24 protein-coding genes and 1 tRNA gene are annotated in these 23070 nt (G+C 61.7%); 18 read left to right on the forward strand and 7 right to left on the reverse strand.

Going from position 1 to position 23070, the window contains the following annotated elements:
- Nucleotides 1-166 precede the first annotated feature (166 nt).
- From FZX09_RS11435 to FZX09_RS11450, 4 genes are all read right to left on the reverse strand, one after another.
- Nucleotides 167-1114: a DUF1517 domain-containing protein gene (locus FZX09_RS11435; protein ID WP_226402962.1), complete on the reverse strand. Its 948-nt coding sequence runs from the start codon at nt 1112-1114 to the stop codon at nt 167-169.
- An 18-nt stretch (nt 1115-1132) separates the two neighbouring features.
- On the reverse strand, nt 1133-1351 hold the full coding sequence (gene thiS, locus FZX09_RS11440; protein ID WP_226402964.1) for a sulfur carrier protein ThiS: 219 nt from the start codon (nt 1349-1351) through the stop codon (nt 1133-1135).
- A 3-nt stretch (nt 1352-1354) separates the two neighbouring features.
- Nucleotides 1355-2413 carry a thiamine phosphate synthase gene (locus FZX09_RS11445; protein ID WP_226402966.1) on the reverse strand — a complete coding sequence of 353 codons (1059 nt, stop codon included), beginning with the start codon at nt 2411-2413 and terminating at the stop codon, nt 1355-1357.
- Between the two features lie 134 nt (nt 2414-2547).
- Nucleotides 2548-3489, reverse strand: coding sequence for a bifunctional riboflavin kinase/FAD synthetase (locus tag FZX09_RS11450; RefSeq protein ID WP_226403006.1), 942 nt, complete (start codon nt 3487-3489; stop codon nt 2548-2550).
- Nucleotides 3490-3543: 54 nt separating this feature from the next.
- Between FZX09_RS11450 and FZX09_RS11455 the strand changes: the two genes are divergently transcribed.
- Nucleotides 3544-4104: a DUF3611 family protein gene (locus FZX09_RS11455; protein ID WP_226402968.1), complete on the forward strand. Its 561-nt coding sequence runs from the start codon at nt 3544-3546 to the stop codon at nt 4102-4104.
- Here the strand turns inward: FZX09_RS11455 and surE are convergent.
- Complete coding sequence (gene surE, locus FZX09_RS11460; protein WP_226402970.1) at nt 4089-4898, reverse strand: 5'/3'-nucleotidase SurE; 810 nt, start codon at nt 4896-4898, stop codon at nt 4089-4091. The two genes, FZX09_RS11455 and surE, sit on opposite strands and share 16 nt — an antisense overlap.
- Nucleotides 4899-4969: 71 nt before the next feature.
- Between surE and pheS the strand changes: the two genes are divergently transcribed.
- The 4 genes from pheS to FZX09_RS11480 all read left to right on the forward strand — a co-directional run bounded on the left by pheS (nt 4970) and on the right by FZX09_RS11480 (nt 8120).
- Complete coding sequence (gene pheS, locus FZX09_RS11465; RefSeq protein ID WP_226402972.1) at nt 4970-5977, forward strand: phenylalanine--tRNA ligase subunit alpha; 1008 nt, start codon at nt 4970-4972, stop codon at nt 5975-5977.
- 80 nt (nt 5978-6057) lie between these two features.
- Nucleotides 6058-6966 (forward strand): NAD(+) kinase, encoded by a 909-nt coding sequence (locus tag FZX09_RS11470; RefSeq protein WP_226402974.1) that lies wholly within the window; start codon nt 6058-6060, stop codon nt 6964-6966.
- Nucleotides 6963-7640 (forward strand): response regulator transcription factor, encoded by a 678-nt coding sequence (locus FZX09_RS11475; protein WP_226403008.1) that lies wholly within the window; start codon nt 6963-6965, stop codon nt 7638-7640. Before FZX09_RS11470 ends, FZX09_RS11475 begins: the two co-directional genes overlap by 4 nt.
- Nucleotides 7641-7646: 6 nt before the next feature.
- A complete protein-coding gene (locus FZX09_RS11480) occupies nt 7647-8120 on the forward strand; it encodes a DUF192 domain-containing protein (RefSeq protein WP_226402976.1) in 474 nt (157 codons plus the stop codon).
- On the opposite strand, the gene cbiE is transcribed toward FZX09_RS11480, so the two are convergent.
- The gene (gene cbiE, locus FZX09_RS11485; RefSeq protein ID WP_226402978.1) at nt 8098-9357 is read right to left on the reverse strand and encodes a precorrin-6y C5,15-methyltransferase (decarboxylating) subunit CbiE; all 1260 of its coding nucleotides are present in this window, start codon (nt 9355-9357) and stop codon (nt 8098-8100) included. The two genes, FZX09_RS11480 and cbiE, sit on opposite strands and share 23 nt — an antisense overlap.
- A gap of 32 nt (nt 9358-9389) precedes the next feature.
- On the opposite strand from cbiE, the gene FZX09_RS11490 reads away from it, so the two are divergent.
- The 5 genes from FZX09_RS11490 (at nt 9390) to ribD (ending at nt 14301) form a co-directional block, all read left to right on the forward strand.
- The gene (locus tag FZX09_RS11490) at nt 9390-9749 is read left to right on the forward strand and encodes a sulfotransferase (protein WP_226402980.1); all 360 of its coding nucleotides are present in this window, start codon (nt 9390-9392) and stop codon (nt 9747-9749) included.
- Complete coding sequence (locus FZX09_RS11495; protein ID WP_226402982.1) at nt 9746-9988, forward strand: hypothetical protein; 243 nt, start codon at nt 9746-9748, stop codon at nt 9986-9988. The genes FZX09_RS11490 and FZX09_RS11495 overlap by 4 nt, the downstream gene beginning before the upstream one ends.
- Nucleotides 9989-10047: 59 nt before the next feature.
- Nucleotides 10048-12546 carry a GH116 family glycosyl hydrolase gene (locus tag FZX09_RS11500; protein WP_226402984.1) on the forward strand — a complete coding sequence of 833 codons (2499 nt, stop codon included), beginning with the start codon at nt 10048-10050 and terminating at the stop codon, nt 12544-12546.
- A 202-nt stretch (nt 12547-12748) separates the two neighbouring features.
- Entirely contained in the window at nt 12749-13237 is a 489-nt protein-coding gene (locus FZX09_RS11505; RefSeq protein WP_226402986.1) for a DUF3122 domain-containing protein, read from the forward strand.
- A complete protein-coding gene (gene ribD / locus FZX09_RS11510; RefSeq protein WP_226402988.1) occupies nt 13237-14301 on the forward strand; it encodes a bifunctional diaminohydroxyphosphoribosylaminopyrimidine deaminase/5-amino-6-(5-phosphoribosylamino)uracil reductase RibD in 1065 nt (354 codons plus the stop codon). Before FZX09_RS11505 ends, ribD begins: the two co-directional genes overlap by 1 nt.
- Nucleotides 14302-14384: 83 nt before the next feature.
- Here ribD and FZX09_RS11515 read toward each other — a convergent pair whose 3' ends face one another.
- On the reverse strand, nt 14385-15041 hold the full coding sequence (locus FZX09_RS11515) for an SOS response-associated peptidase (RefSeq protein WP_226402990.1): 657 nt from the start codon (nt 15039-15041) through the stop codon (nt 14385-14387).
- An 84-nt stretch (nt 15042-15125) separates the two neighbouring features.
- Between FZX09_RS11515 and ftsH the strand changes: the two genes are divergently transcribed.
- From ftsH to FZX09_RS11555, 8 genes are all read left to right on the forward strand, one after another.
- Entirely contained in the window at nt 15126-17000 is a 1875-nt protein-coding gene (gene ftsH / locus FZX09_RS11520; RefSeq protein ID WP_226402992.1) for an ATP-dependent zinc metalloprotease FtsH, read from the forward strand.
- A 45-nt stretch (nt 17001-17045) separates the two neighbouring features.
- Complete coding sequence (argF, locus tag FZX09_RS11525; protein ID WP_226402994.1) at nt 17046-18002, forward strand: ornithine carbamoyltransferase; 957 nt, start codon at nt 17046-17048, stop codon at nt 18000-18002.
- Nucleotides 18003-18004: 2 nt separating this feature from the next.
- Nucleotides 18005-18322 carry a hypothetical protein gene (locus FZX09_RS11530; RefSeq protein WP_226402996.1) on the forward strand — a complete coding sequence of 106 codons (318 nt, stop codon included), beginning with the start codon at nt 18005-18007 and terminating at the stop codon, nt 18320-18322.
- A gap of 11 nt (nt 18323-18333) precedes the next feature.
- The gene (locus FZX09_RS11535) at nt 18334-18558 is read left to right on the forward strand and encodes a hypothetical protein (RefSeq protein WP_226402998.1); all 225 of its coding nucleotides are present in this window, start codon (nt 18334-18336) and stop codon (nt 18556-18558) included.
- 67 nt (nt 18559-18625) lie between these two features.
- Nucleotides 18626-19249, forward strand: coding sequence for a transcriptional repressor LexA (gene lexA, locus FZX09_RS11540; protein ID WP_226403000.1), 624 nt, complete (start codon nt 18626-18628; stop codon nt 19247-19249).
- A gap of 60 nt (nt 19250-19309) precedes the next feature.
- Nucleotides 19310-19382 (forward strand) — tRNA-Ala (locus tag FZX09_RS11545).
- Nucleotides 19383-19680: 298 nt separating this feature from the next.
- Nucleotides 19681-19782, forward strand: coding sequence for a DUF4278 domain-containing protein (locus FZX09_RS11550; RefSeq protein WP_226403002.1), 102 nt, complete (start codon nt 19681-19683; stop codon nt 19780-19782).
- 245 nt (nt 19783-20027) lie between these two features.
- Nucleotides 20028-23070, forward strand: a 3043-nt coding sequence (locus FZX09_RS11555) for a hypothetical protein (RefSeq protein ID WP_226403004.1), incomplete at its 3' end; no start/stop codon positions are given.

Consider the following 23070-nt stretch of genomic DNA (forward strand, 5'->3'; position numbering starts at 1 on the left):
GCATCAAGGTCAGAACGAGAAAGCTCACCGTCCTGTTGCCATTCCATGGAGCGGGGGTCGGGAGCCAACGCAGGTAATCCAAATTTGGTTATCAACAAATTAAGACTAATTCCTAGGAAGTAATACCCAGAAAGCCTGAAAATCGGCGAAGAAAATCTTTAGTTCTTCAGAGGTGCTGCAGGTTGGGATAGGCGGTGACGAGGTCGTTGGCGCTGAGCACATCTCCGTGGCCCTCCGGCTGCCAGATCACTTCAAGGGCCATGAGTTCAGTGGAAGCCGTGGAACCGAGAATGCGCAGTGTCTGGCGCAGATCCTCCCCAGTGTCGGCGCCACTGAGCTTGGCTGTTGCCGTTGACGCAACGAGAAGCGTCACGACGATGAATTCGTTGGTGGCGTCTGCCTCGCCAGCGCTGCTGCTGGTGTCGCTCATTCGCTGACCACCAACATTGCTGGTGAGCTCAGCGTCCAGCTTGCTGCGCTCATTCATCGAGAGGCGATTGAAGGTCGATTCAGCGGAGCTGAAGGGAACACTTCCACTCTCGGCATTGGCGTAGACCCAGAGGTCCGGTTGTCGCAGCAGAGCCAGGGTTGTTTCCTGAAGCAACCTCTGCAGACCAGCTGAACTGCTTGTGTCGGAGGAGGCAGCCAAAGAGCGCAGATCGTCCTGAAGGGATTTGGCGCTGGCCAGCAGCCCCACCTGCACTTGAATCATGTTCACATTGCGCGGCATGGCTGGAGCAGCAGCCGCACCACCAATTGAGGGGGCATTGCCCACTCCGCGAATGGCGTTCACCAGCACGCCTGCGACCGCCATCAGGATCAGCAGACCAAAGAGTCCGCCGCCACCGAAGCCGAAGATTGGAATGAGGAAGGGGAAACCCATTCCGCCGCCGCGGTAGCCACCACCGCGGTAGCCGCCGCCATAGCTACCGCCGGTGGATCGGGGCATTGAAGGAGCGCGGAAGCTGCCCCCGCCCATGCGCCCACCGCGGGCTGCATCAGCCGGATGTGCCTGGAACAGGCAGAGCCCCACAATCACCAGTGGCAAAAATAGTGATGCGAGCAGTCGTTGGGGTCGTTTCAACAGTCGAGGGGTGGCCGCAGCAGCGCCCACGGCATCATTTAGGTGACTCTAGGAACCACCACCAACGATGGTGACGATCTCAAGGGTGTCGTCATCCTTCACCACGATTTTGTCCCAACGGCTGCGGGGTGCGATCACCCCGTTGTGCTCGGCGACCACCAGCTGGGGGTTGTTGGCCAGCAGGGCAACAACGGCCGACAGGCTGGCGGGGGTCGGTGCTGGATCCAGCACGCGGGTTTCACCGTTGACCATCAGGGTGAGAGGCATGGCTCAGAACGTGGCGTGGTCCAGCTGCTGGAGCAGTTGCCGCGAGGCCAAACCGCTGTCATCTGCGTGCATGATCGCGCCGATCACCGCCGCGCGCTGGCCCCCGGCCGTGAGCAGTGCCTGCAGGTTGGCCAGCGTGATTCCACCGATGGCAAAGACGGGGCATTGGCTGATCGCAGTGGCTTGCGCCAAGAGCTCCACACCAACAGGCTTCCGCTCGGGTTTTACGGCCGTGGAGTGGATCGGGCCGAAGCCGAGGTAGTCGATCGGCTCCTGCTGAGCCTGATGAACCTGATCGATGCTGTGGGTGCTGCGGCCCAGCAGACGATCGGTACCCAACAAATCGCGGGCCACCTCGCTGGGCATGTCCTCCTGGCCCAGGTGCACCCCATCCGCATCGACCGCCAGGGCTAAGTCCACACGGTCATTGATGAACAACAGAGCCCCGAAGCGGTTGCAGAGCTGCCTGAGCTGCTGGGCCTCCTGCAGACGTTCGCGGTCGTGTCCCGCTTTGCAGCGGTACTGCACCATGCCCACTCCGTTTTGCAGGGCGGCCTGCACCCGATCGCTCAGGTCATCGCAGGGCGTTGTGATTAGGCATAGGCGACAGTCCTGAAGCTTGTTGCGTCGCCTTGCTCCCAGGGTGGCGTTGAGGCAGGTCACCTCCAAGTCGTAAAGGCAATAGCGGATCGCAGCGGCTTCAGCAGCCAGGGCGGGATCGATGTTGCGGCCGTATTCCTCCAGCACCCGCAGCGCTTCCTGCACCCGGGCGCAGTTGGCCGCCACCACGTGGTCGGGGCTGTGGCGATCCAGTTGGGCTGGATGCTCCAGTCCGGCACCGGTGTCGGTGCTGGTGGAGCGGGCCTGCTTGTAGCTGTCGTGATGGAGCCGTCCCAGCCGTTGACGCCAATCCTTGAGGCGCACCACCAGATCCTGTTGCTCCAGCCCGAAGCGGCACCAGTCCTCAACAACCCTCAGACCTTCCCGAGCACGGTCGAGGTTGGCGTCGATCAGGCGTGCCACCCGTGGATCCAGGGATGTCTCGCTTGGGGTTGGATTCATGGCACCCTGTGGGCAACGGTTTCTGCGTCGGTCATGGAGAACGGTGGTTCTGAGAGCACCATGCACGTTCTGGTCTGGGGAATCGTTCTTCTCGGCGGCATTGGCTTGTTCATCGTCTGGGGCCTGGTAAATGCCTATCCGACCGTGGCCTGAGAGCCGGTCTGAAGGATCTTGCGGGCTTGGGCTGCGTCGCGGCCGATCTGGATGCTGAGCTCCTCGAGACCACTGAATTTGGTCTGGCCGCGCAGGCGCTGCACAGGCTCGACACCCAGGTGCCGGCCCTCCAGCTCCAGGCTTTGATCCAGCAGGTGCACCTCAACGGCTGAGGGAGATGTGGGATCGATCGTGGGTTGGGGGCCGAGGTTCATCACGGCCGGCAGGCGATCACCATCGCCATCCAGTTGGGCCCAGGCGGCGTAGACGCCAAGCCCTGGCAATGCCTTTCGCCCATCCACCTGGAGATTGGCGGTGGGCCAGCCCAGTTCGCGCCCCAGGCCTCGGCCCCGAACCACCCGTCCCTGAAAGCGGTAGGCCCGGCCAAGCAAGGCTTTGGCGGTGGTTAGGTCGGCCTGGTCGAGGGCCGCGCGGATTCTGCTGCTGCTCATCCGGCCCTCTTGGTCTTCAACGATGGGCACCACCTTCACCTCAACTCCGTTCTGAGCTGCTAGCCGTCCCAGCATCTCGGCGTCACCGCGCCGCTGATGACCGAAGCGGAAGTTGGTGCCCACGGCAATGCGCCTGGCCTGAAGTGTGTTCAGCAGCACGCTGGTGACGAAGTCTTCCGCACTCAGCTGAGCGAGCTCGCGGGTGAAGGGAACCAGCACGAGCTGCTGGATCCCCAGGGGTTCCAGCAGGGCGAGTTTTTCGCTGGGTAGATCCAGCCTCAGGCGTGCCTCGCCGAACAGCACCTCACGGGGATGGGGCCAGAAGCTCACCACCGAGGCAATGGCCTCATCCTGGCTGCCCTGGATGGCCTCAGCGATCACGCTGCGATGGCCGGCGTGCAAGCCATCGAAGCTTCCCAGCGCCAGGGCAGTGGGCCGACGGGCTTCCTCTGGAGAACAGAGCGGGATCAAAGAGGTGCAGAAGGTGCGCTTTGGTGGCAAGTTTGAACGACCGAGCACCAGGGCATGCCAGACCGCCTCGATTTCCAGAAGTTGTCGTTCGGCGTGCGTCGGATGGGATGGATCCGCTTCTGGATCCAGGTGGTCCTCGGCATCGTTGTGGTGGGTGTTCTCCTGTTCAACAACATCGGCGGCAGCCTGGCCCGTAATTCCGAACGTGCTGTGGGCCTGGGGCCTGGCCTGTCGCTCACCTCCCTGGCCTTCCTGGTGCTGCTGTTCAGCCTCTGGCAGGGCTGGCTGATCGTCCGTACCGGTCGGGCGATCGATAGTGGCGCCCGTCCCAGTCGGGGAGAGGTGGCGCGGCTGATCAAACGGGGGCTGTTGGCGGATCTCCTGGGTCTCACCTTCGCCACCATCGGCTATCAGGCCCTCGCCGGCAGTCTGTTCGTGCAGGCTTCGATGCAGACCCCAGGCATTGCCATCGGCGGCCGCGGCATGGCCGACAACCTGGCGATCACCTCCCTGGAAATGCTGTCCGTGCTGAGCAACACCCAGGTGCTGTTCGCCCACCTGATGGGGGTGTTGTTCTCCCTTTGGTTGTTGCAGCGGGTTTACCGCACCAATTGATCCTTGAGCTTGAGCTGCGGAAGTCCGCCGAGGGGCCCCCTCCAGAACAGGTCGGGCTGGATCGGCGTAAGTGAGGGTGAATTGGCATGAATCTGCGCCACATCACTGGGCCAAACCCGCGGGCCTTCCCCGGCTGATTCGAGATCCTGCACGGCTTCTCCAGCCAACCAGTAGTAAGCGCGGCCACGGGGGTCTTCCCGACGGCTGAATTGCTCGTCGTATCGCCGGATCGAGAGACGGGTCCAGCGCAGTGCTCCCATCTCCTGCCGGGCACAGGGGGGGATGTTGAGGTTGAGCAGCAGGTTGTCGGGCCACTGGTCTGCGATGGCCTGTTCACTCACTTCCAGGGCAAGGTCGGCGGCCGCCTGGAACTGACGCCACTGGAAGCAGGCGCTGCTCACCGCCAGGGAACGAATGCCCTCAAGGGTGCCCTCCATCGCTGCGGCAACGGTGCCGGAGCAGAACACGTCTGTTCCCAGGTTGGGGCCGTGATTGATGCCGGAGAGCACCAAGTCCGGCTTCTCCTTCACCAGTTCGAACAGGGCCAGCTTCATGCAGTCGGCGGGGGTGCCGCTGCAGGCCCAGGCGGTGACCCCTGGGGCGAACAATTCGTCGGCCCGCTCGGCGCGGATGGGGGTCTGCAGGGTGAGGCCATGACCGGTGGCAGACCGTTCCTGATCTGGGCAGACCACCGTCACCTGATGGCCGCGGGCTGCAGCTGTGGCGGCCAGTGTTCGGATGCCGTCTGCGAAGACCCCATCGTCATTGCTGATCAGGATCCGCAGCGGGGCCATGGGGTCATTCGCTCTGAGGTGAACCTAAGCGGCTTGGCTGCTTAAAGTCGGCAGCTGTCTGTTTCACCCCTGTGAGCGCACCGGTCACCCTGCAGCAGCTCACCGATCAACTCGATGCCCTCGAGCAGCAGGCCGCGGCTGAGATCGCCGAGGCGGCCGATGCCGCTGCGCTCGAGCAACTGCGGGTCGGGCTGCTGGGCAAGAAGGGCCGCATCTCTGGTGTGCTGGGGGCCATGGGCAAGTTGCCCGGTCAGGAGCGTCCCCTGGTGGGCCAGCGCGCCAATGTGCTGAAAACGCAAGTGCAGTCGCTGCTGGGAGAGCGGCTTCAGGCCGTGAAGCAGGCGGCTATGGCGGAGCGCATCGCCAAGGAAAGCCTGGATGTCACCGCTCCGGCTACTGGGGTGCCGATGGGGCATCGCCATCCCCTGATCACCACCACAGAAGAGATCGTCGATCTGTTTCTGGGCCTCGGCTACAGCGTGGCTGAGGGCCCTGAGGTGGAGCGGGACCACTACAATTTCACCGCCTTGAACATCCCCGAGGACCATCCGGCCCGGGACATGCAGGACACATTCTATCTCGGGGGTGACCTGCTGATGCGGACCCACACCTCGCCGGTGCAGATCCGCCACCTCGAAGAGAACCCTCCGCCGGTGCGGATCGTGGCCCCCGGACGGGTTTATCGCCGCGATGCCGTCGATGCCACCCATTCGCCCGTGTTCCACCAGGTAGAGGTGCTGGCCATTGATGAGGGGCTCGATTTCAGCCACCTGCGCGGCACGGTGATGGCCTTCCTCAAGGCCTTCTTCGGCGACCTTCCGGTGCGCTTTCGGGCCAGTTATTTCCCTTTCACCGAGCCTTCAGCCGAGGTGGATGTGAAGTGGCGCGGCCGCTGGCTTGAGGTGATGGGCTGCGGCATGGTGGATCCTGCTGTTTTGGAAGGGCTGGGCCTCGATCCTGAGCGCTACAGCGGTTTCGCCGCGGGTCTGGGGGTGGAGCGCTTCTGCATGGTGCGCCATGGCATTGACGACATCCGCCGGCTTTATACCAGCGATCTGCGCTTCCTCGAGCAGTTCTGATCGGGAACCTTCGTTACTGAGCGGCGTTCAGTTCTTGCGCGTCCCATAGGCTGAAGCTGACCTCTACCCGTAGTGGATCAGTGCCCCGGATCGGACTGATCGTCAATGACGGCAAGCCGCTGGCTGTTCAGACTGCGGACACGATTCAGCAGCGCCTGGAGGCAGCCGGTCATGCCGTGGCTCGGGCCAGCAGCTCCGGGGGCATGGTGGGCTTTGCCAACCCTGATCAGCACCTGCGGCTGCGTGGCTATAGCGCCTGTGTGCCCAAGGGCTTCGATCAATCGATGGTGTTGGCCATCGTGCTGGGGGGTGACGGCACGGTGCTTTCCGCCGCGCGGCAGACCGCCCCTGTGGGGATTCCGATTCTCACGATCAACACCGGCCATCTGGGCTTCCTAGCCGAGGCCTATCTCGATGATCTGGATCGGGCCCTCGATGTGGTGCTCACCCAGCAATGGACGATCGAGGAACGCAGCAACCTTGTGGTGAGTGTGATGCGGGGCGATCAGCGCCGCTGGGAGGCGCTCTCCCTCAACGAAATGGCACTGCACCGTGAGCCGCTCACGAGCATGTGTCACTTCGAGATCGCCATCGGCCGCCACGCCCCGGTGGATATTGCTGCCGATGGCGTGATCCTCTCGACGCCGACGGGCTCGACGGCCTACGCCCTTAGCTCCGGTGGTCCGGTGATCACGCCGGATTGTCCGGTGCTGCAACTCACCCCGATCGCTCCCCATTCTCTGGCCTCCCGCGCCCTAGTGTTCAGCGACCGTGAGCCCGTCACGGTGTTTCCCGCCACACCGGAGCGCCTGATGATGGTGGTGGACGGCAGTGCTGGTTGCTATGTCTGGCCGGAAGATCGGGTGCTAATCCGTCGCAGCGACCATCCCGTGCGGTTTGTTCGTCTCGCCGACCATGAGTTTTTCCAGGTGCTGCGTAACAAGCTCGGATGGGGTCTTCCCCACATCGCCAAGCCCGAGCGGGAATGAACGCTGATCCCCTGTTGCTGTTGGCAGGTCCTTCAGCGGTGTCACTGGTGCCTCGACTGGCCGCATCTGGATACGCCACCCTTGATTGGCTTAGTGCAGGGCCCTCAGCCCATGCCCCTGAACCGGGTGAATCACCTGTGGCTGCAGTGCTGGCGGCTGATCAGTCCGCATTGATTCAAGACCTGCGCAGCCGTTTCGGGGGTATGCCGATCCTGTTGGATCTGGAACGGGACAGCGTTGAGGCCCGCGCCGCTTGCCTGGGAACCGGTGCCGACGATTTCTGGCTTTCGGAGATCGGGCCCAGCGATCTGTTGCTTCGTCTGCGCTTGCACCGCACGATTCAAAAGCGGTCAGGTCACCGACCGGCGCTGCTTCAGCTTGACGATCTCAGCGTTGATCCCACCACCCGAACGGTGCAGCGGGGAGAACGCGTGGTGGCTTTGACGGCTCGGGAATTCATGCTGTTGCAGGTGCTGTTTCGGCGGCGGGGCCAGGTGTTGAGCCGCGAGCTGTTGCTTCAGGAGGTGTGGCAGGGGAAGAGTTCCAGCAGCAATGTTGTTGAGGTGTATGTGCGCTACTTGCGTCAGAAGCTGGAGGCCGGTGGTGAGCGCCGTTTGCTCTACACCGTGCGCGGCCGGGGTTACTGCCTCGGCCAGGTGATGCCGGAGGTTTGAGCGGCTGTGGATGTTCTGCCCCCTGAGCTGCCTCCGCAGTGGCTGTCGGTTGCTGCCCGCTGGTGCGTGGCCAAACAGCGTTGCATTGATCTCGAGGTGGCCCGCAGTTCGGAGCAGCAGCGGCTGGGGTTGATGCAGCGGCCGGCCCTGCCGCCCTTACGCGGGATGTGGTTTCCCTTCTCCACCCCGCAGCCGCAGCGCTTCTGGATGTTCAACACCATCGCGCCCCTAGACATGATCTTTGTGCGAGATGGGCGGGTGCTCGATCTGGTGCGTGCCGTTCCAACCTGCGTTGCGCTGCCCTGTCGCTCCTACGCCGCCGATGCGGATGGCAACGGACGAGCTGATTTCGTTGATGCAGTGATTGAAATCGGTGCCGGTGAGGCGGAGCGGCTTGGGATTGAGATCGGCGATCCGGTTCGAATTGCTCCGCTCAAGCTTTTGGAACGAAGCCGCCTTAAGCCGGCTTCGTTCCCGTAACGATCAAGGTGGGGTTCATCGGAGCCAGGCGGGTGCCATCTCCCAGCGGTTGTCCCCGCCAGGCTTGCAGTTGCTGAACGCGCACTGCCAATCCAGCGTTCTCGAGCAGCGGGCGAACGCTGGCCAACGCCTCCATGCTCGCCAGGGGGATCACCACAACACCTCCAGACCGCAGTCGCGTCAGCACCTCCTGCAGCAAGCATTCCCGTTGGGCGCCCCCGCCCCCGAGCAGAACCCGGTCGGGCTGGCTGAGCTGGCTCGGGAGCCCGCCGTTCAGCACCGTGGTGGCGTCGGCCTCCAGCACCGCCGCAGGGCTGACGCCGAGCCGTTGTGCATTGCGTTGGATCAGTTGCGCGCCACCGGCGCGGCGTTCCACCGCCAGCAGTTGCAGGCCAGGCCGCAGGCGCAGCGATTCCAGACCGACGCTGCCGGTGCCGGCCCCCAGATCCCAGAGCACGCCCTGCGGTGGTAAGGCGAGTTCGGCCAGGAGTTGGATGCGCACTTCCCGCTTGGTCATCAGTCCAGGGTGATCGCTGTGCTGCAGGTAGAGCCCGTCATCGAGCCCGAACAACGGCAGCTGATGCGGATCCGGTGCTGCGGGTTCGCGGGCGATCAGCAGTGCAATCAGCAGCGGCTGCAGATCTGTTGGTAGCGCGGTGCCGGGGTTGATCAGTTGCACCCGCTCTTCGGGGTGCCCGAGGTTTTCGCAGAGCCACAGGTCCGTGCTGGCCTCCAGCCCGCTGCTGCGCAACATCTGCTGTACGGCGCCGGCGCCCCCCTGGTTCGGGTCCGTCAGCACCGCCATGGCCGTCGGTCTCTTCTGCAGGGTGCTGGCCAGGATTTCGGGGTCCCGTCCGTGCAGGCTCACCCAGTCGGCGTCCTGCCAGGGGCGCCCGATGCGGGCGAAGGCCAGCTGCAGCGATGTGGGGGCCGGATGAAACCGCAGCCGCTCTGCCCCTATGCGGTCGCAAAGGATGCGCCCCAGGCCGAACCAGAGCGGATCGCCGCTGGCCAGCACCACTACAGCTTGATCAACAGCTCTTGATTGGAGACTGTCCACCAGAGCCCGCGGGTCATCGCTGCTGATCAGCTCCGGTTTGGCATCCCCCAGCCAGTCCCGAAGGGCAGCTTGCAACCGCTGCGGTGCTGCAATCAGGGTGGCCGCCCGCAGCAACGTCTGCTGTGGAGCAGGCAACGAGGCGGGCGCCCCGGCGTCGGTGCCGATCACATCGATCATCCCTTCATTCTGGTGTCAGGGTTTGTGAGGCCATGGCAGGGGGTGATCTGCTGGTGGATCGCTTGGTGGCAGGGGGCTTCCTGCGCCCTGCGGTGCTACTTCGAGGCTTGCAGCTCCGTCGGTCGGCCCATCGCCAGCTGCTTGAGGCCTTTGAGACGTCTCGTTACCGGATTCCTGCGGGGCAATTGTTTGAGGTGTCCTATGAGGCATTGATCCGCCAACCCCTTGCTGCGGTGAAACGGATCTATGACGAACTCGGGCTCAGCAGCTGGCCGCTGGCGCAAGCCCCGCTGCAGGCTCGGATTGCCCAGGCTTGCAGCTATACCGCTGATCCGGTGACGCTGCCCTTGGCGGCGGAACAGCTTCTGAACGACCTGATGGAGGAGGCATGACCCCAACCCACGATCGTCGCAAACGCTTACACGAGCTTGTGATTGCCTTGATTGCCCAGAAGGATGATCTGCCCCTGCTCGATCCCGATCAGCCCGACCTGGAGGGGACAGCCCCCGGCCGTTGGCTGGATCAGAACCGCCGCAGCCTGCATCGCTATCAAGCCCTGGTCCGCACCGCGGTCACCTTGGATGCCCTGCTGGATGCCGAAGACAATCCCTCACCACTGTCTGCAGGCTGATCGCAACGGCTGGCTGATCGCTTCAAACCTGGCAATCTGAGGCGACTCTCGGCCCCTGCATGGCTTCGTTCGGTTGGTCCGCTCTGAACTCCCTGCTTGGTCGCGGCAAGCAAGCCGAGCGCTGGCAGCCACCGGAGGCCTCCTGGAGCCGACCCTTCGGCCTGGGCTGGGACACGCCCTACACGGTTCGCTATGCCAGCAACCTCGACGACGGCCCCAACCACGGCATGCCGCTGGGGGGCTTTGGAGCTGGCTGCTTCGGGCGGGCGCCCGACGGCAACATCAACCTCTGGCACCTCGATGGCGGCGAGCACTGGTTTGGGGTGCTTCCCGATTGCCAGTTCGCTCTGTTTGAAGGGAATGGCCGCGGCAAGCGTGCCCACGCCCTGGCGGTTCAGCCGGATAAGGATGCCTCGCGGCCGGAGGCTGGCCAGCCGCTGATGGCCTGGGAGTGGTATCCGGCCAGCACGCCGGACCGCAGCACCGGCACCTATGCCGCCCGCTACCCCTTCAGTTGGACCAGCTACGAGGGCGTTTATGACGCTGAGGTGCGTTGTGAGGCCTTCAGCCCGATCCTGCCGGGTGATTACCAGCGCACCAGCTACCCGGTGGCGGTGTTCATCTGGAAGCTGCGCAATCCCACGGATCAGCCTCTTGATTTGTCGTTGCTGTTGAGTTGGCGTAACACCACCGGCTGGTTCACCAACACCGATGCCTCGGCGGAGGTTCACTTCCGCGATGACGGCAGCCCCGAGCACAACTATGCCCCGGCCATCGGCAGCACCGCCGGCCAGCGCAACCGTTGCATTGACGATGGCTCCCTCAAGGGAGTGGTGCTGGAGGGCAACGTCTCAAACCCCGTTGCCGAAGGTGAGGGCCAGTGGTGCATTGCCACGGTCGATCAGCCCGGTGTAACGATCCAGTGCTGCAGCCGCTGGAATCCCAGCGGTGATGGACGTGAGCTCTGGGACAGCTTCAGCGCCAATGGCACTATTCCTGAAAGCAACAACGACCGACGCAGTGGATCCGATGATCCCCTCAGTGCTGCACTTGCGGTACAGTGTCAGCTGGCCCCTAGGCAGAGCATTGAGATCCCGCTGGTGATCAGCTGGGATCTGCCTGTGACGGCCTTTGCCACCGGCAGCCAGGCTCTGCGCCGCTACACCGACTTCTTCGCTGCAGATGCCAACCAGGCGGTTGCCATTGCCGCTGAAGCGTTGCGTGACTGGCGCAGTTGGCGCCAGCAGATCGAGACCTGGCAGCAGCCGGTGCTGCAACGCCAAGACCTGCCGGAACCGCTGCGGATGGCTCTGTTCAATGAGCTTTACGACCTCTGCAGTGGTGGCAGCCTCTGGAGTGCGGCATCACCTGATGATCCCTACGGCCGCTTCGGCGTTCTCGAGTGCCTCGACTATGCCTGGTACGAAAGTCTCGATGTTCGTCTGTACGGATCCCTGGCCCTGCTGCAGCTCTGGCCGGAACTCGACAAGGCTGTGCTGCGCAGCTTTGCCCGGGCGATTCCGGCGTCGGATGCCACCCAGCGCCCGATCGGCTGGTATTTCACCCAGGGCAAGGGCCGGGTGGAGGCGGACCGCAAGGTGAAAGGAGCCACCCCCCATGACCTGGGGGCTCCCAACGAGATCCCCTGGGATGCGACCAACTACACCGCCTATCAGGATTGCAACCTCTGGAAGGACCTCGGCAGTGATTTTGTGCTGCAGGTGTGGCGTAGCTTCAAGCTCGCCCCCAGTGGTGAAGACATCCGCTTCCTCGCTGATTGCTGGCCGGCGGCCGTGGAGGCGCTGCGCTACCTCAAGACCTTCGACGTGAACAACGATGGCCTGCCCGACAATGGCGGTGCTCCGGATCAGACCTTCGACGACTGGCCCCTCAAAGGGGTGAGTGCCTACTGCGGTGCCCTCTGGATTGCTGCTCTCGAGGCAGCCCTGGCCATTGCCCAGACGCTTCAGCTCAGCACCGGGCTGGACACCTCCGCTGAGCAAAGGGAATTCAGCGGTTGGCTGGAACAATCCCGGGGCAATTTCGACAAGCTGCTCTGGAACGGCGAGTACTACGACATTGATGCCGAGAGCGGCACGCCTGTGGTGATGGCCGATCAGCTCTGCGGTGATTTCTACGCACGGCTGTTGGGTCTGCCGCCGGTGGTGAGTGACAACAACAGCCGCAGCACCTTGAAGGCGGTGAAGGAGGCCTGCTTCGAGGCTTTCGATGGCGGATCCCTCGGAGTGGCCAACGGCTTGCGCCGTGATGGCACTCCTTTGGATCCCAATGGCACTCACCCGCTCGAGGTGTGGACGGGGATCAACTTCGGGATCGCCAGCTACTACCGCCTGATGGGGGACAAGCAGACGGCGCAAGCGATCTGCTCAGCTGTTGTTGAGCAGGTGTATTCCGGTGGTCTGCAGTTCCGCACCCCTGAGGCGATCACCGCGGTGAACACCTTCCGGGCCTGCCACTACCTCAGGGCCATGGCCATCTGGGGGTTCTGGGCCACGGAGACCGATTGGACGCTCATCCCCGGAGCGGATGCTCGTTGAAGTGTTGCGTTGGGGAATTCACCGAACTGCCGGTAATCCCTGGCGAAGTGATTGCGGCTTTGGAAGCCGTAATGGCAGGCAATTTCTTGCACCTTGCTGAGCCCAGGTGCCGAATGAAAAGCAACCTCCATGGGCTGATTGTTGGCGGAAATCGCCTCAAAGCAAGGATTGTTGTGAGAATTCGCTGAGTCACCTCCTGCCCATGCGCCGTTTGCTCTGCTGTTTGTTGGCCGCTCTGGGGCTGCTGCTTCTCACGCCGGGTCTGGCCTGGGCTCAGGTTCATCAGCACGAGAACGAGGCCGGTGTTGCAATGGTCCGTTCGCTGGAGAGCCTCCGGGACCTCGATTACGACAGCTGGCAGGCGGTGGCCTACCGCGAGGGCCCTGCAGGCCAGCCGGTGGTGCTGCGCGTGGTGGGCTATCCCGGAAAACTGAGGCTCGATCATCCGGTGAGCCTCCAGGTGTTGGCGGGTCGGCGCGAATGGCAGCTGGACGACATCACCCTGGCCAATCCGGTGCTGGCCACCGATGGCCGTGACGCAGCGGCTGAATTTGCCCTCGATCCTTTGCTGGATGATCTCAGCAACAACCGACCGCTGCGTTTGGCGTTGCCGGGTGTCTTCACCGAGTTGCCGATCCCTCCCTACGTCGTCGGTGAATGGCGGTCCCTGCAGGAAATGCCCCTCAGCTGATGTGGGAGCTCTGGATGCGGCGGGCCCTAGCCCTGGCCGCCCTTGCTGAAGGTCACACCAGCCCCAACCCTCTAGTGGGGGCCGTGGTTCTTGATCGCCAAGGCCGACTGGTGGGCGAAGGCTTTCATGCGCGGGCCGGAGATGCCCATGCTGAGGTAGGTGCCTTGCGGCAGGCCGGGGATGCGGCCCGGGGCGGAACCCTTGTAGTCACCCTTGAACCCTGCTGCCACCACGGCCGCACGCCCCCCTGCAGTGAGGCGGTGCTGCGCGCGGGCATTGGCCGCGTTGTGATCGCCCTGGAGGATCCCGATCCCCGGGTGGATGGGGGCGGCATCCGTCAGCTGAGGGAGGCGGGGCTGGAGGTGATCAGTGGTGTACTGCGCGAGGAGGCCCGCCAGCAGAACCGGGCTTTTCTGCATCGCGTTCGCACCGGCCGCCCGTTCGGGGTTCTGAAGTGGGCCATGAGCCTGGATGGCCGCACCGCTTTGCCCAATGGCGTCAGCCAATGGATCAGCGGTCCATCCGCCCGCGATTGGGTGCATCGGCTGCGCAGCGGCATGGATGCCGTGGTGGTTGGGGGGGGCACGGTTCGCGGCGATGATCCGCTGCTCACCAGCAGGGGCCGGCGTTCACCGGAACCGCTGCGGGTGGTGCTGAGCCGCAGTTTGGATCTGCCGAATCAGGCCCAGCTCTGGGATACCGCGTTGGCGCCGACCCTCGTGGCCCACGGCCCCGATGCCGACCTCCGGCGTTTGCCATCCGGTCCTGAGGAACTGAGGCTTTCGGTCTGTGAACCGCAGCAGTTGATGGAGGCCCTAGCGGAACGGGGTTGCAACCAGGTGCTTTGGGAATGCGGCCCTGAGCTGGCGGCCGCGGCGATTCGGCAGGGCTGCGTGCAGGAGATTGCAGCGGTAGTGGCTCCGAAGCTGATGGGGGGCATGGCTGCCCGCACCCCCCTTGGAGATCTGAACTTCAGCGCCATGGATCAGGTGCTGCAGGGGCAGTGGCATCAGAGCGAGCCCATGGGCAACGACTGGTTGCTGCGTTGGCGCAGCGGCAACTAAGGGGCTTTGCCGATCGAGGCTGTTGACGAAGCGGCCGATCAGCACCCCCATCACTGCAGCGAGCTGCGGCTGTCAAGCCTTGCTCAATCGAGCAAGGAGAGCTGCTGGTGCTTGTTTGCGGGGGCAACTGGCTTGAGTGATCTGCAGTCCCATGGCTCCGCTGGCGCTGGCGTGAGCATCCGCTCGAGGGCGCGTCGGTGGGCTCCATCACCCGATTCCAGCCAGATGCTCTCCAACCCTTCGGGAATGATCACCGGCATTCGATCGTGCAATGGAGCCACAATCCTGTTGGGCTGGGTCGTGATCACACAGCAGGTCTCCACTTCACTGCCATCGGGGCCGATCCAGCGGTCCCAGAGACCGGCCAGCCAGAACATCTGCCGGTCTTTGCGCTGGATCAGATGCCCTTTTTCAAAAAAGCCTGTGCTGGGGAGAAGGCAGCGGTGATGCCGCCATGGCCCGCGAAAGTAAGCTTTCTCAGTAATGGTTTCGGCGCGGGCATTGATCGGTCGCGGCGGCTGCAGCGGGTCCTTGACCCAGCCCGGCAGGAGGCCCCAGAGCATGTGGGAGAGACGGTCTTCACCGTGCTCACGCCGTACCGCCAGCACCGGTTCGTGGGGGCGGATCAGCTCGCGGGGGGCGTAATGCTCCAGCCAGGCGCTGTCGTCCGGCCGCAACCAGCTGCGCAGCAGCTGCTGCAATTCCGCGCGAGGCGTGTCCAGGCAGTAGCGACCACACATGGGCAGAAGCTAGGCGCCGTTCGGTTCTCACACCCGTTGATTGCCAGAGATCCCTCGTAGCGTGTCTGAACTCTCGGGCCATCCATGCCGATCCGCCAGGACGACAACCAGCCGAACCGTCGCTTCGGGATCATCAACCTGGTGCTGATTGGCTTCGGGGTGTTGCTGCTGGCCAGCAGCTTCCTCCCCAGCAATGGCATGCAGCAAGTGCCGCGGGTGCCCTACTCCCTGTTCATCGACCAAGTGAATGACGGTGCGGTGAAGCGGGCCTTCATCACGCAAGACCAGATTCGCTACGAGCTGAGTGATCCCGAAGAGGGCACGCCTCCGGTGCTGGCCACCACGCCGATCTTTGACATGGATCTGCCCCAACGCCTCGAGACCAAGGGCGTTGAATTCGCGGCAGCTCCCCCGAAGAAGCCGAACATTTTCACCACAATCCTCAGCTGGGTGGTGCCACCTCTGATCTTCATCCTGGTGCTGCAGTTCTTCGCCCGTCGCTCGATGGGCGGTGGTGCTCAAGGGGCGTTGAGCTTCACCAAGAGCAAGGCAAAGGTGTACGTGCCCGATGAGGAATCGCGGATCACCTTCGCCGACGTTGCTGGCGTGGATGAGGCGAAGCAGGAACTCACTGAGATCGTCGATTTCCTCAAGCGCCCTGAGCGGTACATCGAGATCGGTGCGCGCATTCCCAAAGGTGTGCTGCTGGTAGGCCCTCCAGGCACCGGTAAGACACTGCTGTCCAAGGCCGTGGCCGGGGAAGCAGAGGTGCCCTTCTTCATCATTTCTGGCTCGGAGTTCGTGGAACTCTTCGTTGGTGCCGGTGCCGCTCGCGTGCGGGACCTGTTTGAAGAAGCGAAGAAAAAAGCTCCCTGCATCATTTTTATCGACGAACTCGATGCCATCGGTAAGAGCCGTTCGGGCTCTATGGGCGTCGTCGGCGGCAACGACGAACGGGAGCAGACCCTCAACCAGCTGCTCACTGAGATGGATGGCTTCACCGCCCAGGACAAGCCGGTGATCGTTCTGGCGGCCACCAACCAGCCCGAAGTGCTCGATGCAGCCCTGCTGCGTCCAGGCCGTTTCGACCGGCAAGTTTTGGTGGACCGTCCTGACCTCTCCGGCCGCAAGACCATCCTCGAGATTTACGCCAAGAAGGTGAAGCTTGCTGCAGGCGTTGACCTCGACAGCGTGGCCCACGCCACCAGTGGTTTTGCCGGAGCTGATCTCGCCAACCTGGTGAATGAAGCTGCCCTGCTCGCAGCTCGTGCCCAGCGCACCAGCGTTGAGCAGCAGGACCTCGGTGAAGCGATCGAGCGTGTTGTGGCCGGTCTGGAGAAGAAGAGCCGCGTCCTTCAGGACGATGAAAAGAAGGTAGTGGCTTATCACGAGGTGGGCCACGCGATCGTGGGTCATCTCATGCCTGGCGGCAGCAAGGTGGCCAAGATCTCGATCGTGCCCCGTGGCATGAGCGCCCTGGGCTACACCCTGCAGCTGCCCACCGAAGAGCGCTTCCTCAATTCCAAGGAGGAACTCCAGGGCCAGATCGCCACCCTTCTGGGTGGTCGCTCGGCTGAGGAGATCGTCTTCGGCAAGATCACCACTGGTGCTGCCAACGATCTGCAGCGGGCCACCGATCTGGCTGAGCAGATGGTGGGCACCTATGGCATGAGCGACACCCTGGGGCCCTTGGCTTACGACAAGCAGGGCGGTGGCCGTTTCCTTGGTGGGGGCAACAACCCACGTCGTTCGGTGAGTGATGCCACGGCTCAGGCAATTGATAAGGAGGTGCGCGGGCTGGTGGACCAAGCCCACGACGACGCCCTCGCGATCCTGAGGGAGAACATGGCGCTGCTTGAGACGATCGCCCAGAAGATTCTCGAAAAAGAGGTGATCGAGGGGGATGACCTCAAGCAGATGCTCGAGGCAAGTGTGTTGCCGTCAGGGGTGACCGCTTGACGGCAGTGGGCCTCATCCCCGATAACGGTCCTTTGAACCGTCGCGATGGCTACCGCTTCTGCGGGCGTTGCTGCTGTCCTCTCTCCGCTGTGCGGACGTGACTTCCTTTCTTCTGCGGATTGTTCCGCCGAGGAAACAGCAGCGTTGCTGGATCTGGCTGCACAACTGAAGAGCGGCGATCGTCGGATCGATCTCGGCAATCGCGTGCTTGGTCTGATCTTCAGCAAGGCCTCCACCAGAACCCGTGTGAGTTTTCAGGTGGCCATGGCACGCCTCGGCGGCCAGACGGTGGATCTCAATCCTTCCGTCACTCAGCTCGGCCGCGGCGAGCCGCTGGAAGACACGGCCCTGGTTCTCAGCCGTTATTGCGATGTGCTGGCGATTCGCACCTTCGCTCAGCAGGAACTGGTGGACTACGCCCACTGGGCCTCGGTGCCGGTGATCAATGCCCTCACCGATCTGGAACATCCCTGTCAGGCGCTGGCGGACTTCCTCACTATGCAGGAAGCCCATGGCGCCCTTCCTGGTCAGACCCTGGCCTATGTGGGCGACGGCAACAACGTGGCCCACTCCCTGATGCTCTGCGGCGCGTTGCTGGGTGTGAATGTGCGGATCGGCTGCCCCGAGGGCTTCGAGCCCTTGCCGGGCGTGCTTGAGCAGGCCCAATCCCTAGCACACCATGGTGCCTCGATTGAGGTGGTGAGCGATCCCCGTGAGGCGGTGGCGGGTGCACAGGCCGTTTATACCGATGTCTGGGCCTCCATGGGCCAGGAGGCAGAACAGGCTCAGCGGGAGCAGGCTTTTGCTGGATTCTGTGTGGATCAAGCCCTGATGGAGCAGGCGGCAGCCGATGCGATTGTTCTGCACTGCCTGCCGGCCCACCGCGGTGAGGAGATCAGCGCTGATGTGATGGAGGGCGCGGCGAGCCGCATCTTTGATCAGGCGGAAAACCGCCTGCATGCGCAGCAGGCTCTGTTGGCGGTGTTGATGGGTGGTCTGTGACGGTGATCCACCGCTGGTTGGTGCCGTTGATCGTCACCGCCCATGCGGTGGCAGCGTCAGCGGATCAGGCCACCGACAAACAACAGCAGAGCACCATTGCCCGATGGACGGCCGAGAAAATCTGTGAAATGGGTGTGGATGCCTTTTACGCGTTGCAGGATGCTGAGCTCAAAACCATCTTTGAGCGCGACACGTCGATGCGTTACGAGGATGTCCCCAACGCACCGTCCGATCAGGAAAAGTCCCGTATCACCGGGCAGTTGATGGGATATCTGATGGCGGCCTGTCCGCAACAGCTTGAGTCCTACAAAAACCGCTGAAGAGGATCGCGATGCGTAAGGAACGCTGCTGGGTTTGGTTCAAAGGTGGCCTCTCGGAGGAGGGACACTGGATGTCGGGCTGGGTGGCCAGCACAACTGAGCAGCCGGGGCTGCTGATTGAGCATCCCGGCTACGTCTCCTGCCGGGTTCCGGAATGGCGTGTGGTGTTCAAGGAGCCCAAAGACTTGAACATGGCGCCGAGCATTCCCGACGCTGCGGTGTGGAAGCTGGTTTGAGCTGAGCTTGCGCTTGCGGCGCAGGAGAAGGAACGGTACAAACGTATTGCCCGAACTTTTTCTTGCGGTGACCCGTGCCCTCCAGGAGCCCCTCACCACTGCTCAGCAAGAGCTTTACGACTGGCTGGTGGACTACATCGGCACGCATCGCCACAGCCCTTCCATCCGCCAGATGATGCAGGCGATGGGGCTGCGCTCTCCTGCGCCAATCCAGAGCCGGTTGCGCCATCTTCAGCAGAAGGGATGGATCACTTGGCAGGAGGGCCAGGCGCGCACGCTGCAGTTGTTAGGAGACATGGTCGGTGCCGCTGGGATTCCTGTGCTTGGCGCCGTTGCGGCGGGTGGTCTTGTGACGGCTTTTGATGATGTTCAGGAGCATCTCGACCTGGCACCGGTGCTGGAGACCCGTGGCCTGTTCGCCCTGACGGTGAATGGAGATTCGATGGTCGACTCCCACATCGCCGATGGTGATGTGGTGTTGATGGAGCCGATTCAGGATCCCCAGCGTCTGCGCAACGGCACTGTGGTGAGTGCTCTGGTGGCCGGCAGCGGCACCACGCTCAAGCACTTTCATCGCCAGGGGGCGACGGTGGTTCTTGAAGCTGCCAACCCCGCTTATCAACCCATTGAGCTCCCCGCTGAACAGGTGGAGGTTCAGGGTCGCTTGGTTGCCGTCTGGAGGCAGGTCTAAGGCTCTCGCGGTGTAAGATATCCCATGACGAAGGCGGTTCTGAAACCACCACGTCGACATGGGGCCATAGCTCAGCTGGTAGAGCACCTGCATGGCATGCAGGGGGTCAGGAGTTCGAGTCTCCTTGGCTCCATTCTTCAAAAAAGTCAGTCCAGCACTGGCATCTGAGCGGTCCACACGGGCCGCTCTTTTAGTGCAAAACGGCTAAATATCATTGTTTGTGCGCCAAAGTGTGCGCGAAATTTTGGAGTGAGGGCACTGAGCGGTGCTGATGCCAACAAGGCTCTCTGTATCCGCTTGAACGACAGAGGGGTTGGCGCTCACCCTATAAATGCGCTGTAGCAACTGCTACTAACAACGTTCACCTCGCTTTTGCGAGGCGCAGATCACTAGGCCAAGGAACGGGGACCTGGATTTCTGAGGAACCACAGATGACCCTGACCTATCGCGGCCAGAAATACAACCAGCAAAAAGTGGCTTGCGCATCCGACAAGCCTGCGCTGACCTATCGCGGCGTTTCCTACGCCAAGTGATCAAGGCTTAATCGGAAGATCCCAAACCCCTGCATTCGGCAGAAGTTTCTTTTTACCTCAGTGTCAGCACCGACGTGGCATCGACCTCGCCTCGGAAGCCGATACGAGCCAGTAGAGCTGTTGATCACACGACAACAGACTCGCCCTGAACAGATGCTTCTTCGTCTGAAGTGACGACAAATCGAGGGATTCACAAGCAGCGATGTTGAGCACTATGTAAAACAAGCGAAAGCTCTAGTGGTCTGTTGGCTGCGCTTCATCTCCACACCGGTATAGAAAGCGCGGCGGGCGAGTCCCGCACGGCATTGACTGCAGCGATGCACGCTGTGGATCAAAGGCTCGAGCATTGGCAATCAAAGCCTCAGGCCTGGCAGGAACTGCTGCAACATGTTTTTGGCCGTTCGGCTCCCGTTGCATTCAATGGCATCGGCGTCGAGATTCTCGACGGCCATACCATGGGCGGGCTGCGTGGCGCCTACAACCATGCAGATATCAAGGGAGAGGAACGGATCTATCTCAATGCCGAGTGGCTGGCATCAGCCAAAGCGGCAGCCGTGGAAGCCGTGCTGCTTGAAGAGCTTGGCCATGCAATTGATAGCAGGCTCAATGGCAGCAACGACACCGCCGGTGATGAAGGAGCCATCTTTTCGGCGTTGATCCGCGGTGTTGCGATCCCATTCATTGAGACTAACCAGAACGACCATCACACCCTGATCATCAAGGGCCAGAGCATTGCCGTGGAAGCCGCTGCGCCAACGCTCACAGTATCGGCCAGCCCACAATTCAGCGCCATTACCATCAACTCCGGAGTTCCATCCGGTGCTGTCGGCACCCTTGTTTCAGCCCTGATTGATTCAGGCGGAAGCCTCAATAACTTCAGCGATAGCGATGGTGATTCACCTGCCATTGCCATCATCGGCACCAACTTGAATGGTGGAACGCTCTACTACTCCACCAACAACGGCACCTCATGGAGTGATGTCGGTGCTGTATCAGCGAGTTCAGCGAGGGTTCTCTATGCCAATAACAACACCCGGCTGGCCTTCACTCCAGTGACGAACTTCAGCGGCACCATCAGTGACCTGATTACCTTCAAGGCATGGGATCGGAATGGTGCCGCAAACGGAGCTGGCTCGATCGCAAACGCCCGATCGCTGACTGGTACTTACAACACTTCAGGAAATGCCAAAGGTGTTGCAATCTCGGCTGATGGCAACACCGCATTCGTTGCTGACAGGACCAGCGGTCTGCAGATTATTGATATTAGTAATCCAGGTAGTCCATCGCTCAAAAGTACATACAATACGTCAGATATGGCCTACGACATTGTTCTCTCGCCGGATGGCAATATTGCATACGTCGCTGATTATGGGGATGGCTTAGATATTATTAATGTGAGCGACCTGAATAGTCCATCTCTCAAAGGTTCGTACAACACCTCTGGATATGCAGTTGGAATAACCCTTTCAGCAGACGGCAACACCGCATTCATTGCGGATAGATCCGCAGGGCTGCAGATCATCAATGTAAGTGATCCAAGTAATCCAATAAGGAGAAGCGTATACAATACTTCTGGCCAGGCTTATGGAGTTGCACTATCAACTGATGGCAATACCGCATTCGTTGGAGATGGATCACATGGTCTAGACATCATTAACGTTAGCGACTTAGGAAATCCTTCTCTCAGGGGTAACTACAACACATCAGGATCTGCGCGTGACATCGTTATTTCGGCCGATGGGAACACAGCTTTCGTGGCGGACGACGACGGCGGTCTCCAAATCGTCAATATCAGCAACCTCAACAGCCCAACATTGCGAGGAAGCTTCGATACCCCTAGCGACGCCTCAGGCATCAGCCTCTCCGCAGATGGAGACACAGTTTATTTGGCAGATAAAGACAATGGTCTGCATGTTATCGATGTCATCGGCCTCACAAGTCCATCTCTTATAAATACTTTTAACACCTCAGGTGATGCGATAGATGTTGCCCTCTCCTCTGATGGGGTGACTGCATACGTTGCTGACGATAGCAGTGGTTTGCAAATTATCAACTTAGGAAATAACGAACATGTTTCAACCGCGAGTGATACCGCGAGTATTGAAATTTCAGGCCCAATACTCACATCGGCCACCTACAACCCCGCCACCGGTGCCCTCGCCGTCACCGGCGCTGATCTCACCGCTAATTCAGGCGCCGATAACGATATCGACGTCTCCAAGCTCACCATCACCGGAGAAGGGAGCAATACCTACACCCTCACCACCGGCGACGTTGAACTCACCTCAGCCACCGCCTTCTTCATCACCCTCAACGCCGCCGATCAACTGCAGCTCGCCGGCCTGCTCAATAAAAACGGCACCTCTTCCGGTGGCGGCACCACCTACAACATCGCCGCTGCTCTGAACTGGAATCCAGGCGCCAGTTCCTCTCCAGCCGACAGCGCCGGCAATGCCATCACCGTCTCCAATGTCGCCGCGCCAAGCCTCAGCTCCGCCACCTACAACGATTCCACCGGGGTTTTGACTCTCAGCGGCAGCAACCTGCCCGCATATCCCGGCGCCAGCAATGACATCGATGTCTCCAAGCTCACTATTACCGGTGGCTCCGGCAGCACGTACACCCTCACCACTGGTGACGTTGAACTGACATCGGCGACAGCCGCAAGCATCACCCTCAACAGCACCGATCAGACCAACCTCGACTCCCTGTTCAACCAGAACGGCACCGCCTCAACCCAAGGGACCACCTACAACATCGCCGCTGCTGATGACTGGGCACCAGGCGCTGACAGCAGCACCGACATCGCCGATATCACCGGTAACGCCATCACTGTTATCGCCCTCAAACCCACCATTTCTGTTGCCATCAACGACGGTGGTGATGGACGTCTCAACGCTTCAGAAGCTTCCTCCGTCGCCATCTCTGGCACCACCTCTGGCGCAGTAGACGGTCAAACCGTTTCCATCAACATCTCCTCCTCTGGTGGCGGCACTCCCATCAACACCACCGCCAGCGTCAACACCAACGTCTATTCACTCTCCAATCTCGATCTCTCTTCCCTTAACGACGGCACACTTTCCATCACAGCCGATGTCAGCGACTTAGCCGGCAATGCAGCAACACAGGCCACAGATACCACCAGCAAAGACACAGCAGCTCCCACCATTTCTGTTGCCATCAACGACGGTGGTGATGGACGTCTCAACGCTTCAGAAGCTTCCTCCGTCGCCATCTCTGGCACCACCTCTGGCGCAGTAGACGGTCAAACCGTTTCCATCAACATCT

This window comes from Synechococcus sp. MU1643, assembly GCF_020514095.1.
In the GTDB taxonomy this organism is placed as follows: domain Bacteria; phylum Cyanobacteriota; class Cyanobacteriia; order PCC-6307; family Cyanobiaceae; genus Parasynechococcus.